11 protein-coding genes are annotated in these 12,428 nt (G+C 64.1%); 3 read left to right on the forward strand and 8 right to left on the reverse strand.

The annotated features are described in order from the left end of the window. Positions 1–22: 22 nt before the first annotated feature. Entirely contained in the window at positions 23–1,051 is a 1,029-nt protein-coding gene (locus ACX3P0_RS13920) for a YeiH family protein (RefSeq protein ID WP_459089311.1), read from the reverse strand. A gap of 453 nt (positions 1,052–1,504) precedes the next feature. On the opposite strand from ACX3P0_RS13920, the gene ACX3P0_RS13925 reads away from it, so the two are divergent. Both ACX3P0_RS13925 and ACX3P0_RS13930 read left to right on the forward strand, forming a co-directional pair. After that, on the forward strand, positions 1,505–2,602 hold the full coding sequence (locus ACX3P0_RS13925; RefSeq protein WP_459089627.1) for a carboxynorspermidine decarboxylase: 1,098 nt from the start codon (positions 1,505–1,507) through the stop codon (positions 2,600–2,602). Positions 2,603–2,644: 42 nt separating this feature from the next. Then, positions 2,645–3,886 carry a saccharopine dehydrogenase family protein gene (locus ACX3P0_RS13930; RefSeq protein WP_459089313.1) on the forward strand — a complete coding sequence of 414 codons (1,242 nt, stop codon included), beginning with the start codon at positions 2,645–2,647 and terminating at the stop codon, positions 3,884–3,886. Between the two features lie 100 nt (positions 3,887–3,986). Here ACX3P0_RS13930 and ACX3P0_RS13935 read toward each other — a convergent pair whose 3' ends face one another. From ACX3P0_RS13935 to ACX3P0_RS13965, 7 genes are all read right to left on the reverse strand, one after another. After that, positions 3,987–4,628: a TetR/AcrR family transcriptional regulator gene (locus ACX3P0_RS13935; RefSeq protein WP_459089315.1), complete on the reverse strand. Its 642-nt coding sequence runs from the start codon at positions 4,626–4,628 to the stop codon at positions 3,987–3,989. A gap of 305 nt (positions 4,629–4,933) precedes the next feature. After that, the gene (locus tag ACX3P0_RS13940; protein WP_459089317.1) at positions 4,934–5,746 is read right to left on the reverse strand and encodes an ABC transporter permease; all 813 of its coding nucleotides are present in this window, start codon (positions 5,744–5,746) and stop codon (positions 4,934–4,936) included. Continuing rightward, on the reverse strand, positions 5,743–6,777 hold the full coding sequence (locus ACX3P0_RS13945) for an ATP-binding cassette domain-containing protein (RefSeq protein WP_459089319.1): 1,035 nt from the start codon (positions 6,775–6,777) through the stop codon (positions 5,743–5,745). The genes ACX3P0_RS13940 and ACX3P0_RS13945 overlap by 4 nt, the downstream gene beginning before the upstream one ends. A gap of 187 nt (positions 6,778–6,964) precedes the next feature. Beyond that, on the reverse strand, positions 6,965–7,723 hold the full coding sequence (locus ACX3P0_RS13950; RefSeq protein WP_459089321.1) for an SDR family oxidoreductase: 759 nt from the start codon (positions 7,721–7,723) through the stop codon (positions 6,965–6,967). Between the two features lie 130 nt (positions 7,724–7,853). Beyond that, positions 7,854–10,106 (reverse strand): xanthine dehydrogenase family protein molybdopterin-binding subunit, encoded by a 2,253-nt coding sequence (locus tag ACX3P0_RS13955; RefSeq protein WP_459089323.1) that lies wholly within the window; start codon positions 10,104–10,106, stop codon positions 7,854–7,856. Further along, the gene (locus ACX3P0_RS13960; RefSeq protein ID WP_459089325.1) at positions 10,099–11,157 is read right to left on the reverse strand and encodes an FAD binding domain-containing protein; all 1,059 of its coding nucleotides are present in this window, start codon (positions 11,155–11,157) and stop codon (positions 10,099–10,101) included. The genes ACX3P0_RS13955 and ACX3P0_RS13960 overlap by 8 nt, the downstream gene beginning before the upstream one ends. Continuing rightward, a complete protein-coding gene (locus ACX3P0_RS13965; RefSeq protein WP_459089327.1) occupies positions 11,154–11,645 on the reverse strand; it encodes a (2Fe-2S)-binding protein in 492 nt (163 codons plus the stop codon). Before ACX3P0_RS13965 ends, ACX3P0_RS13960 begins: the two co-directional genes overlap by 4 nt. 186 nt (positions 11,646–11,831) lie before the next feature. Between ACX3P0_RS13965 and ACX3P0_RS13970 the strand changes: the two genes are divergently transcribed. Further along, complete coding sequence (locus ACX3P0_RS13970) at positions 11,832–12,422, forward strand: TetR/AcrR family transcriptional regulator (RefSeq protein WP_459080015.1); 591 nt, start codon at positions 11,832–11,834, stop codon at positions 12,420–12,422. The last annotated feature ends 6 nt before the right edge of the window (positions 12,423–12,428 follow it).

The raw sequence follows: 12,428 nt of genomic DNA on the forward strand, positions 1-12,428 counted from the left end.
CAGGCCTTATGGCGTATCCTCATTACAGCACAAACGTCACCATAAAAAAGCTGACGCCGGCAATAAACACCGATCCCATGGCTGCGAGCAACAAAGGCGGCAAGCCATGCTTTTTCAGCTTGGATATGTTGGTTCCAAGCCCCAGCGCGGCCATGGCGGCCGTCAGCAGGACCGGAGTGGAGGCAACGATTGGCGCGCGAACGATCTCCGGCGCAAGGCCGAAGCTGTTGAGCGCCGCCAATATCAGGAAGCCGATCACGAAGAAAGGCACGAGCGGCGTGCGGCCACGCGTGGCCTCGGCGTGCCCCGACGGACGGGCGAGGAAGCAAGACAGGCCGATGATCAGCGGCGCCAGCATCATGACGCGCGCCAGCTTGGTCACGACCGCGATTTCGCCGGCCTCGGCCCCGCCCTGGAATGCCGCGCCAACGACCTGCGCGACCTCATGCACGGACAGGCCGATCCACAGGCCGTATTGTTGCGTCGAGAGCCCGGCGAGCAGGCCGACGAAGGGAAACAGGAACATCGCGATGGTGCCGAACAGCGTGATGCAGGCGACGGCGTAGGACACATCTTCATCATCGGCGCCCGTCACCGCATTTGCCGCGGCGATTGCCGACGCACCACAGATGGACGTGCCCGCAGCCAGCAGTTGGGTCAGGTCGCGGTCGACGCCCAGCAGCCGGCCCATCCAGACCGTGAACAGGAATGTAGAGAGCAATCCGAATGCGGCAAAGCCTATTCCCGTGACGCCGATCTCGGCGAGTTGCGCAAAAGAGATCTGAAGTCCCAGCAAGGCAACCGCCAGGCGCAACAGCCGCTTGCCCGAGAGCGAAATGCCGGCTGCCGCCGATGTGTTGACGCCGACCACGTTGGCAAACAGCATTCCCACGAAGATCGCCGAGATCATCGGGCTCAATTGCGACACGGACGGAATGTGCCTCAATCCATAGGCCGATGCGGTGATGACACCGACCAGCACCAGACCCGGCATGTACTGGGCGATCGAATTTTTAAGGCGTAGCTCGGATATGGCGGCAGCGGCAGTCATTTACGTACTCTTGCAACTTCAAAGCGAAATCTGCGCCCTTCTAGCAAAATCTGTTCCAAATTATCCAACTGGAATAGAAGATCATTCTAATCGGCATTACCGAACGATTGCTCGCCTCGTCGCCGTTGTGGCAGGCGGATGTGTCCGATAGCGCGCCGCTTCCGGCGGGTCGCCTTGAATAGACCGACACCAGTCTCTATAAACACCATCATGTGCATGGAGACTTTCATCAGGGTTTCGAGGCTTGCCGGAGAAGGGCGCGTCCCTTCCCGGAGCAGGCTCTTCAACATCTGATCCGCACGTAACCCTGCTCCGGGACATTTCATAAGATTGCGGTTGATTCCTGCGAAACTGACAGTGCCGCATCGATGGAACGTGACATGAGAATTTCCCATTCAAGGCGCAGCCCTTAGGCCGTCACCCGAACCCCTCAGCAAAATGGATGCCAAGAACCTGATGCAGACGCCCTATTACCTGATCGACAAGGCCAAGCTCCTACGCAATCTCGAGCGAATTGCCTATTTGCGTGAGAAATCCGGCGCCAAGGCCCTGCTCGCCCTGAAATGCTTCGCCACGTGGTCGGCCTTCGATTTCATGCGGCCCTACATGGACGGCACCACCTCCTCCTCCCTCAACGAGGTCAGGCTGGGGCGAACCCGGTTCGGCGGAGAAACCCATGCCTACAGCGTGGCATGGGCGGACCATGAGATCGACGAGGCTGTCACGCATGCCGACAAGATCATCTTCAATTCCATTGGCCAGCTCGAACGCTTCAGCGCGCGCGTGGGCGGAATTGCCTGCGGGCTGCGGCTCAACCCCGGGATCAGTTCGTCGAGCTTCGACCTGGCCGACCCGGCGCGCCCCTTCAGCCGGCTAGGCGAGCGGGAGACAGGCAGGATCGAGGCCGTCCTGAACCGCATCAACGGCTTCATGATCCACAACAATTGCGAGAATGGCGATTTCGGCCTGTTTTCCAGAATGCTGGACCAGGTGGAAGCAGCCTTTGGAGATCTCCTCCACCATGCCGACTGGGTGAGCCTCGGCGGCGGCATCCATTTCACGGGCGAAGACTATCCGATCGATGCGCTTTGCCAGCGTCTGCGTGCCTTTTCCGAGCGTTTCAGGGTGCAGGTCTATCTTGAGCCGGGCGAGGCGGCCATCACCGGCTGCGCCACGCTCGAGACCACCGTGCTCGACACGCTGTTCAATGGAAAGCACCTCGCGATCGTCGATTCCTCGATAGAGGCCCACATGCTCGACCTGCTGATCTACCGCGAACAGGCAAAGATCGAGCCCGATGCCGGACCGCATGAGTACATGGTGTGCGGCAAGTCGTGCCTGGCCGGCGACGTGTTCGGCACCTTCCGCTTCGAGGAGCCTCTGAAGGTCGGCGACAGGATCTCGGTCCAGGACGCCGCCGGCTACACGATGGTGAAGAAGAACTGGTTCAACGGCGTGCATATGCCCGCCATCGCGATCCGCGAACTCGATGGAACGGTCAGGACGGTTCGCGAGTTCGGCTATGCGGACTACGAAGCAAGCCTTTCCTGAAGGCCCCAGAGAATAGCTGAAAGAAGGAATATTTCCCCCGAAATGAAGAAGCATGTCCTCATCATCGGCGCCGGCGGCGTGGCGCAAGTGGCCGCTCACAAATGCGCGCAGAACAACGACCTGCTCGGCGACATCCACATCGCCTCGCGCACGCTGGCCAAATGCGAGGCGATCGTCGCTTCCGTCCATGAGAAGAACGCGCTGAAGGGCGATGGCCGGATTGTACCGCACCGGCTCGACGCCATGGACGTTGAGGCAACGAAGGCGCTGATCGAACGGACCGGCGCGCGCATCGTCATCAATGTCGGTTCGCCATTCCTGAACATGTCTGTTCTTTCGGCCTGCATAGACACCGGGGCCGCCTATATCGACACCGCCATCCACGAGGACCCGCTGAAGATATGCGAGGCTCCGCCCTGGTACGCCAACTACGAGTGGAAGCGTCGGGAAGAATGCGAGCAAGCGGGCGTAACCGCGATCCTCGGCGCGGGGTTCGATCCAGGCGTGGTCAACGCCTATGCGCGGCTCGCCAGGGACGAGTATTTCGATCGGATCGATTCCATCGACATCATCGACATCAATGCGGGGAGCCACGGCCGCTACTTCGCCACCAACTTCGACCCGGAGATCAATTTCCGCGAGTTCACGGGGCAGGTCTGGTCCTGGCAGGACAGTGAATGGACGTCCAACAAGATGTTCGAAATTGGCCGCGAATGGGATCTGCCGGTCGTCGGCAAGCAGAAGGCCTACCTGACCGGCCACGACGAGGTTCATTCGCTATCGCAGCGCCTCGGCGTGCCCAACGTGCGCTTCTGGATGGGGTTCGGCGACCACTACATCAACGTCTTCACGGTGCTGAACAACCTCGGACTGCTCTCCGAGCAGCCGATCAAGACCGGGGAAGGCCTGGAAGTCGTGCCGCTGAAGGTGGTGAAGGCGTTGCTGCCCGACCCCTCGTCGCTGGCGCCCGACTACACCGGCAAGACCTGCATTGGCGATCTCGTCAAGGGCATGAAGGACGGCAAGGAACGGGAGATCTTCATCTACAACGTCGCCGACCACAAGGAGGCATACGACGAGGTGGGCAGCCAGGGCATCTCCTATACGGCGGGGGTACCAGCCGTCGCCGCCGCCATGCTGATCGCGACCGGCGAGTGGGACGTGAAGAAGATGGCGAATGTCGAAGACCTGCCAGCGCGACCCTTCCTGGAAACGCTCGGCCGCATCGGCCTTCCAAGCCATGTCCGGGAACGCGACGCGAAGCCGGAACGTCTGTTCGCGTGAATTCATGCCCCGCTCCGAAAACCCTTTCGGAGCGGGCGCGATCGGCAGGGCACTGGCCTTCGAGCATCCGGTCTCCGTTCGGCGCCCCAGCCGCGATCAATCAATTTGCGTGTGCGGCGCCTCCGGCCGGGGGCGCTTTGAGCGGGCCGGCCGCCCTTAGACAGGTATGAGCCAGGTTTTGGACGAGGTTGTCCTCGTGGCCTGCCTGTGGGGCCTCGCTCAAAGGCCCGAGCAACGTTTCGATAATCGCGCCCACGATGCACATCGACGTGATGCGAGCATCCTGTGGCAGGAATTCCCCGGCCTCGATGCCTTCGTTGATCACGTCTTCGATGATGGCGCGGTAAGGTTCGCGAAACCTGAGCCGTTCGGCGTCAATTTCCGGGCCGACGGATTCGACCAGCAAAGCCCATGCCAGCTTGCGACCCGCCAAGGCGCGCCGGGCGAAGGTTTCCACCATTCTTGCCAGGCGCTCGGGCGTCGTCCCCTTCGTTTCGGCGGCTTGGCTGAAAGCTTCGATCTCATGGCGGGAAGCCTGCTGATAGACTTCCGCGAAGAGGACCGTTTTTGACGGGAAATGCCTGTAGACGCTGCCCGTCGAAATTCCCGCCTCCGTTGCGATGTCCGGTATGCCGGTTCCGCCATAGCCGGACCTGGCGACCAGACGGCGCGCTGCCGCAACGATCTGATCGCGCGCGGTGTCGATGCGGGTCTGCATCTTGGGTGTTCGACGATAGGCCATTAAGTATTGAACTCCAGTTCATTCCTTTGTATGATGCTGCCTACAGCAAATTGCCTTCCGTGTCTCGCACGCCCCGAAAGGAGGTCCGGATGGAACACGAGCGACGAGTTATGATCTTAGGCTGGGCACGCGCGCTGCGCGAGTGGGCGGCGGCTGGATCGTCCGATGGGGACCCGGAAGAGTGGCGACGAGACCCACTCTCGCATCCGGCGCTCAGGGAAATGTCGATGACACAGCTCGCAGATCTACCGTTCGAGCCGTGTCGCATCAGCGAGGAAGAGGAGCAGGTCCGGTGACGTCACCGTTCACCTATCGCCTCTGAGATACAGCCAAAGCGTCGTCGGCGCGAGGATCGCGGTCAGCACCACCGGCGCGATCAGAGCCAGCGCGACCTGCTCGAAAGTCGCGGTGCCGCCCAAAAGCCCGCGCAACGCGGTGGTCATCAGCGACACCGGATTGACCGCAACGAAAGCGCGCAGCCAATCGGGCATGGTGCCGGGGTCGACCATGATGTTGGAGGCGAACACCAGCGGAAACAGGAACATGAAGCCGAACGTCATCACCGTGGTCGGCGTGCGGATCAACAGCCCAAGCACGATGAACACCCAGCCCATGCCGAAACCGATGGCGACCAGCATGACGAAGGCGGCAAGCACGCCTGCTATGCCGGTCTCCGGCCGGTAGCCGAGGATCAGGCCGATGGTGAGGATGATGGAGGCGGCAATCAGATGGCGCAGGATATCGCCCACCATCAGGCCCGCAAACGGCGAAAGCGACCAGATCGGCAGCGACCGGAACCGGTCGAACAGTCCTTTTCCGAGATCGGTCGACAGGCCCATGCCCGAATAGACGGCGTTGAACACCACGGTCTGAACGAGAATGCCGGGCAGGAAAAACTGCAGATATTCGCCCGGCGACCCGGCAAGCGCGCCGCCGAAGACGAAGGTGAAGAGCAGCGTGAACATGATCGGCGTCATGACGAGATCGAAGAGTTGCTCCGGCACATGCTTGAATTTCAATACGGCGCGCCAGCCGAAGACGAGCGCGTTGGAAAGCGCCGATGGCCGCGGGGGCCGCGCCACCCGTTCAAGCCGCATCAGGGAAGTGGTCTCGTTCATCCCCTCTCCTCCCCCTGGCTTTCGCCCCCGCCTTGGCTTTCGCCCTTGCCCGGCTTGCCCGTCAAGGCGAAGAAAACCTCGTCCAGGCTCGGCTGGCCCATGGAAAAATCAGACAGGTCGATGCCGCCGGCGACAAGGGCGGCGACCGCCTCATTGGCCGCCTTCGCCGTTCCCGCCAGAATGGAAAGTTCCGCCCCCTCGGTGCTGCGCTGAACGGTATGCGCCAGCCGCTGCTCGAGGATGGCCGCCGCCTCTTCGATCCGCGCTGGATCGGCAAGCGCCACATGCAGGAAGCCGGAGCCGGTGGCCGCTTTCAGTTCGCGGCTGGTGCCCTCGGCAATCTTGCGGCCATGGTCGATGACGGCGATGCGCGCCGCAAGCTGGTCGGCCTCTTCCAGATATTGCGTGGTCAGCAGGATCGTCACGCCCGAAGCGGCAAGCTCCCGGATCATGCCCCAGACATCCTTTCTCGCCTGCGGATCGAGGCCGGTGGTGGGCTCGTCGAGAAACAGCACGCCCGGCGTGACGACTAGCGACGCGGCGATATCGAGCCGCCGCCGCATGCCGCCCGAATAGGCCTTCACCTGCTTGGCCGCCGCATCGGACAGGCCGAAAACCGCCAGCAGATCATCGGCCCGGCCTTTGGCGGCACGGCCGCGAAAACCCCAAAGCCGGGCGAGCAGGATGAGATTTTCCCGGCCGGTCAGATCCTCGTCCAGCGAAGCGAACTGCCCGGTCATGGCGATGGCCGCGCGCACCTCGTGCGGGGCCTGCACCAGGTCGTGCCCCATGACGGTGGCCGATCCGGCGTCGGGACGCGAAAGCGTGGCCAGCATCCGCATCAGCGTGGTCTTGCCGGCGCCGTTCGGCCCGAGGATGGCGAAGATCATGCCGCGCGGCACTTCCAGGTCGATGCCGTCGACCGCGCGCAGTTTGCCGAACGTCTTCACCAGGCCCCGTGCCGAAATGGCGGCGGGGGAACGATCGGGAAAGGCGAACACTTTCCCTGCGAGAGCAACAGCGTCGTTCATGGCATCATCCGGCGGTCGCGACGAGGTTTTTGCTCGCTCGCCAAGCAGCGGCGAGCCGACGCATATATCATTTTTGCGACCCGCCGACAGCTTCCGGAAATGTCTCTCCTGACAGCTCACGACACGCAAATTGCAAGATCACGCGTCAGCCGGCTTGCCGCCTCCGGACAGCTGCCCGCCTGGTCGGCTATGTCAGCCGAACCGACATGCCGCCATCGACGATCATCGGACTTCCCGTCATGAAGCTCGACCTATCGGACAGAAGGAAAAGTGCTGCCTGCGCGATCTCCCTGGCGCTTGCCATCCGCTTCATCGGATGCAGGTTGGCGATGAATTCCATGACGCCCGGGTTCCCTTCTCCTCCGGCCGGCGTGACCGTGCCTCCGGGCAGCAGCGCGTTGACGCGAATGCCTTCGGCGGCGTGGTCGGATGCCAGCGACTGCGCCAGTCCGATCAACCCGGCCTTGGATGCCGCATAGGCCGCCATTCCGGGCATGCCGCCATTGCTGAAGCCGACGAAAGACGAGGTGAAGACGATCGAGCCGCCTCCCTGCTTCCTCATGGCCGGTATCTGCGCACTGGCGGCCAGGAAAGCGGCCGTCAGGTTGACCGAGATGACATCGTTCCAGTTGCCGATCCCCATATCGGGAACCGGACCCATTTCTCCCACGATGCCGGCATTGTTGAACGCGCCGTCCAGCCCGCCGAACTCCCTTGTGGCGAGATCGACAAGGGCGTCGGCATAGGCTTCGTCCTTCACGTCGCCGGCCAGACAGACGGCCCTGCCATTGCCGCGGTTGATCGTTCCCACCAGGGTTTCGAGTTCGGCCGGCCGGCGCGCGCCGAGGACCACATTGGCCCCTTCTTCCGCAAACAGCAAAGCAGCCGCCGCGCCGATGCCACTGCTGGCTCCGGTGACGATGATCGACTTGTTTTCCAGTTCCATGACGTGTTTCCTGACCGTTACGCCATGGATCTAGCGACGGGGCCGGGAGGACAGCCACCCGATTCCTGCTTTTATCGCCTTGCTTTCGTTCGCGGATACATGCCTTCGCGGCCCGCCACTCGCCTCTGCCTTACCGAATGATGTCCTCGATGCGGATGGGAAAGCGGTGCGCTCTCACCCCGGTGGCGTGCCAGATGGCGTTGGCGATCGCGCCGACGGTCCCGGTGATGCCGATCTCGCCCACGCCCTTCACGCCCAACACATTGACGTAAGGATCGTCCTCGTCGATGAGCAGCGCTTCAAGTTCGGGAATGTCGGCATGGACGGGGACATGATAGCCCGCCAGATCGGCATTCATCGGCCGGCCCGTACGGCGGTCGTGGTGCGCTTCTTCATGCAGCGCGAAGGACAGGCCCCAGATCATACCGCCATATAGCTGGCTGCGCGCCAGCTTGGGGTTGATGATCCGCCCGGCCGCGAACGCACCGACAAGCCGCGTGACCCGTGTCTGGCCAAGGTCGGGATCGACCTTGACCTCGGCGAAGACCGCGCCATGCGAAAACATCGCGCGCGCTTCCGCGTCGGCTGGATCGCGACCGCCCGTGCCGCGCCCCTCGAGAGAGGCGATGCCTGCGCGTGCGAGGATATCGGCATAGCTTTCGCTCCGGCCCTTGTCGCCGCCATGGTAGAGCCGCCCGTCGCGTGCCTCGACCCCGGCGTTGCCGGCTCCGTACAGGGGCGAGGCCGGGTCCTTGGTGGCAATCTCCGCCAGTTTGGCGATGACGTCTCCCCCGGCATTGTGAAGCGCGCTTCCGGCCGTGGCGGTATGGCCCGAGCCACCCGCGACCCCGCCATCGGGAAGATCCGACGAGCCGGACCGGAATTCTATCCTGTCGATATCCAGACCCAGCCCGTCGGCGGCAATCTGGGCGAGCACGGTCCATGCGCCCTGCCCCATGTCGGCGCCGGAGGTTTCGACCAGTGCTGTGCCGTCGCTGCGCAAGGTGGCGCGCGCCTCGGCCTGGAACATCGGCGCGGGGAACTGGGCGGTGCCCATGCCCCAGCCGACAAGGCGGCCGGCTTCGTCGCGCATCTGTCGCGGCAATAGGGGGCGCCCTGCCCAGCCGAACCGTTCGGCGCCTTGCGCATAGCACGCGCGCAACGCCTTGGCCGAAAATGGCCGTCCCGTCGCCGGGTTGGTCTCGGCATAGTTGCGCAGGCGAAACTCCAGCGGGTCGAGCCCGCAGGCCAGCGCCGCCTCGTCCATGGCGCATTCGAGCGCCGCCGAGCCGGAGGCTTCGCCGGGCGCCCGCATCGGCCCCGGTGTTCCGGTATCGACCCGGACCGCCGAATGCCGGGTCGAGATCGCGGGGCTAGCATAGAGATTGTGCGAGGCGTTGGCGGCGGATTCGACAAAGTCGTCGAAACTGCTGGTCATCGCCATCGCGCTGTGCTCCAGCGCCGTCAGCCGACCCTCGGCATCCGTGCCGAGCCGAAGCGTCTGGCGCGTCGCGCCGCGATGGCCGACCGGTCCGAACATCTGGTCGCGCGACAGAGCCAGCTTGACCGGCCGGCCAAGCATCCGCGCCGCGAGGATGCAGAGCACCTGCGGGCCGGCCAGGATCGCCTTCGATCCAAAGCCGCCGCCAAGAAACGGACTGCGCAACAGCACGTTCTCGGCCGGAATGCCGAAATACGCGGCGAATGCCCCCCGCGCCATGACGATCGCCTGGTTCGGCGTGTCGATGGTCAGCCGGTCGCCGTCCCATTCGGCAACGATGGAATGCGGCTCCATCGCGTTGTGGTACTGCGTCGGGGTCTCGTACTCCGTAACAGTCTGGTGGGTAGCCGCGCCGAGCCCGGCGGCCAGGTCGCCAAGATCGAAACTGGGCGGAGCGCCAATTCCCACCGCAGGCGGGTCATAATGTTCTCCGTCATCGAAGCCCATCCGCGCCGGCTCCGCCTCATAGGTCGGGGCCAGCAGGCGCGCGCCCTCGGTGGCGGCCTCCAGCGTGTTGGCAATAACAACGGCGATGGGCTGCTTGGCGTAGCGCACGCGGTCGTTCTGCAAGACTTCGATGCGGAAGCTGAACAGGCCTTGCTTTGCGTCCGGGTCGAGCGCCAGCGGAGGTCGGTTGGCGGGCGTGATGACCTCGACGACGTCTGGATGGGCCTTTGCCGCAGACACGTCGAGCGAGGCAACGCGGCCGCGTGCAATGGTGCTGGTCGCGACAACCGCATACAGCATGCCTACGGGATGATTGTCGGCCGCATAGGTCGCCGCCCCCGTGACCTTGAGAATGCCGTCACGCCGGTTCAGCGGCTGGCCGCTGGACGAACCAAGACGGACATGCGGGGCGGGAAAGGGAATGGTATCAGGCATGGGCGTGGGCTCCGGTGTCGGAACTGAAGGCGGATGCGGGCAGGGCTGGCATACGATCCGGCGTGCCAGTCGCCGCCAGCAGCAGGACGCGTTTCACCACCCGTTTCGCAAGCTCGATTTTGTAGGCGTTGTCGCCCGAAGGCACCGCGTCGGCGAGTGCCGCTTCTGCCGCCTGGGCGAAAATCTCGGGCGTCGGTGCTGCCCCTTCAAGCAGCGCCTCGGCATTGCGGGCGCGCCAGGGCTTGGCGGCGACACCGCCCAGGGCAAGCCGGGCGGCTCGGATCGTGCCGCCCTCGATCTGCAGGGCGGCGGCTGCGGACACCAGCGCGAAGGCAAAGGACGTGCGTTCCCGCAGCTTCAGATAGCGGGCATGGCTGCGGAAACCGGCAGCCTCCGGCGGCAGGCGCAGCGCGACGATCAATTCGCCGGCCTCCAGCACGCTGATGCGCTCCGGCGTCGAGCCGGGAAGCGGGTGGAACTGTTCCAGCGGCACCTCGCGAAGCCCGTACCGCCCTTCGATCTCGACCACCGCATCGAGAGCGACCAGCGGCACGCAGAAATCGGACGGGTGCGTGGCAATGCAGGCGTCGGACCAGCCAAGAACGGCATGGGTGCGGTTTTCGCCGTGGCGCGCATCGCAGCCGGAGCCAGGCTCGCGCCGGTTGCAGGCGCTGGCGGTGTCCTGAAAATAGGCGCAGCGCGTGCGCTGCATCAGATTACCGCCGACGGTCGCCATGTTGCGCAATTGCGGCGAGGCTCCCGAAAGCAGCGCCTCGGCCACGACGGGATATGCCGTAGCGAAGGCCGGATCGCGGGCCAGGTCGGAATTGCGCACCATCGCGCCGATGCGCAGGCCGCCATCGGCAAGCCACTCGATCCGGTCAAGCCCCGGCAGCCGGGTGACATCGACGAGGCGGCCGGGGCGCTGCACGCCGATCTTCATCAGGTCGAGCAGATTGGTGCCGGCGCCGAGATAGGCGGCTCCGGGTTCGGAGGCCGCAGCTATGGCCTCAGCCACCGAGGCCGGCCTGATATAGTCGAACAGGTTCATGCGACGCTCCGTTGTTTTTCGCTGGACAGATGCGCATCGAGCACGGCCTCGACGATTCCCGCATAGGCACCGCAGCGGCACAGATTGCCGCTCATGCCTTCACGAATGCGCTCCGGGTCGTTGCCGGCCTCGCCCTCGCGGATAAGACCCACCGCGCTCATGATCTGGCCAGGCGTGCAGTATCCGCACTGGAAACCGTCATGGGCGATGAACGCGGCCTGGACCGGATCGAGCCGGCCATCGACGGCCAGCCCTTCGATGGTCAGTACATCCGCGCCGTCAAAGCTGACGGCCAGTGCAAGGCACGCATTGATCCGCCGCCCGTCGACCAGCACCGTGCAGGCACCGCATTGGCCGCGGTCGCAGCCTTTCTTGGTTCCGATCAGGTCGAGCCGTTCGCGCAGCAGGTCGAGTAGCGTCACCCTTGGATCTTCGAGCATGACGTGCTTGTGCACGCCATTGACAGTAAGGCTGATGGACAGAGTCATGGTTGCTCCGATCGGCTATGTCTCAGATATGTATCGACGCAATGGGGCCGGCTGTGCGAGGCAGGCGGGGTGCCCTTTGAAGGGCAGAGAGCCACACCGCGAGATGGAGGGTCGCATCGGTCTTCCAAATGCTTTATACGGAGGGTCCCTCCGTTTTGCAAGATTAAAATGGGGATTGCAGGAAAGATGGGACAGCAGCCGCAAAAGGCAAATCGAAAACCGCGCGCGGATTCGCTGCGGAACCGGGAACGGCTGCTTGGCGCGGCGCGTGAGGTGTTCAGCGCCGGCGGCGCGGATGCCAGCCTCGAGGCTGTCGCACGCACGGCCGGGGTCGGCATCGGTACGCTCTATCGCCATTTCCCGACGCGCGAGGCGCTGTTTCAGGCCGTTTACCAGCGCGAAGTCGATCAGCTTGTCGATCTCGCCGTGACGCTCGCCGCCGAGAAAACGCCGCTGGAAGCGCTGCGCCACTGGCTCCACGCCAGTATCGGCATGGTTGCCACCAAGAAGGGCATGCTGGCCGCGCTGGCGCCGGCCGCAGGCAGTTCGACCGAGCTTTACGCCGATTCCCTTGCGCGGCTGGTCCGCTCCGCGAGCGACCTGATGGCGGCAGCCGTCGCCGCCGGCCAGATCCGCGACGACATCGTGCCGGAGGACGTGATGCGAGCGGTGATCGGCATGTGCTACACGCGAGAGCAGCCCGGCTGGCAACACACCGTCATCCGCCTCGTGGACGTCTTTGTCGACGGCCTGCGATCAAGGCACGACAAGGCGTAGACCGGG

Source organism: Mesorhizobium sp. A556 (assembly GCF_054489545.1).

What these genes read in the sequence shown, in the direction of transcription:
- ACX3P0_RS13920 (WP_459089311.1), bottom strand. Translation starts at nt 1,051, where the DNA reads ATGACTGCCGCTGCCGCCATATCCGAGCTACGCCTTAAAAATTCGATC.
- ACX3P0_RS13930 (WP_459089313.1), top strand. Translation starts at nt 2,645, where the DNA reads ATGAAGAAGCATGTCCTCATCATCGGCGCCGGCGGCGTGGCGCAAGTG.
- ACX3P0_RS13935 (WP_459089315.1), bottom strand. Translation starts at nt 4,628, where the DNA reads ATGGCCTATCGTCGAACACCCAAGATGCAGACCCGCATCGACACCGCG.
- ACX3P0_RS13940 (WP_459089317.1), bottom strand. Translation starts at nt 5,746, where the DNA reads ATGAACGAGACCACTTCCCTGATGCGGCTTGAACGGGTGGCGCGGCCC.
- ACX3P0_RS13945 (WP_459089319.1), bottom strand. Translation starts at nt 6,777, where the DNA reads ATGAACGACGCTGTTGCTCTCGCAGGGAAAGTGTTCGCCTTTCCCGAT.
- ACX3P0_RS13950 (WP_459089321.1), bottom strand. Translation starts at nt 7,723, where the DNA reads ATGGAACTGGAAAACAAGTCGATCATCGTCACCGGAGCCAGCAGTGGC.
- ACX3P0_RS13955 (WP_459089323.1), bottom strand. Translation starts at nt 10,106, where the DNA reads ATGCCTGATACCATTCCCTTTCCCGCCCCGCATGTCCGTCTTGGTTCG.
- ACX3P0_RS13960 (WP_459089325.1), bottom strand. Translation starts at nt 11,157, where the DNA reads ATGAACCTGTTCGACTATATCAGGCCGGCCTCGGTGGCTGAGGCCATA.
- ACX3P0_RS13965 (WP_459089327.1), bottom strand. Translation starts at nt 11,645, where the DNA reads ATGACTCTGTCCATCAGCCTTACTGTCAATGGCGTGCACAAGCACGTC.
- ACX3P0_RS13970 (WP_459080015.1), top strand. Translation starts at nt 11,832, where the DNA reads ATGGGACAGCAGCCGCAAAAGGCAAATCGAAAACCGCGCGCGGATTCG.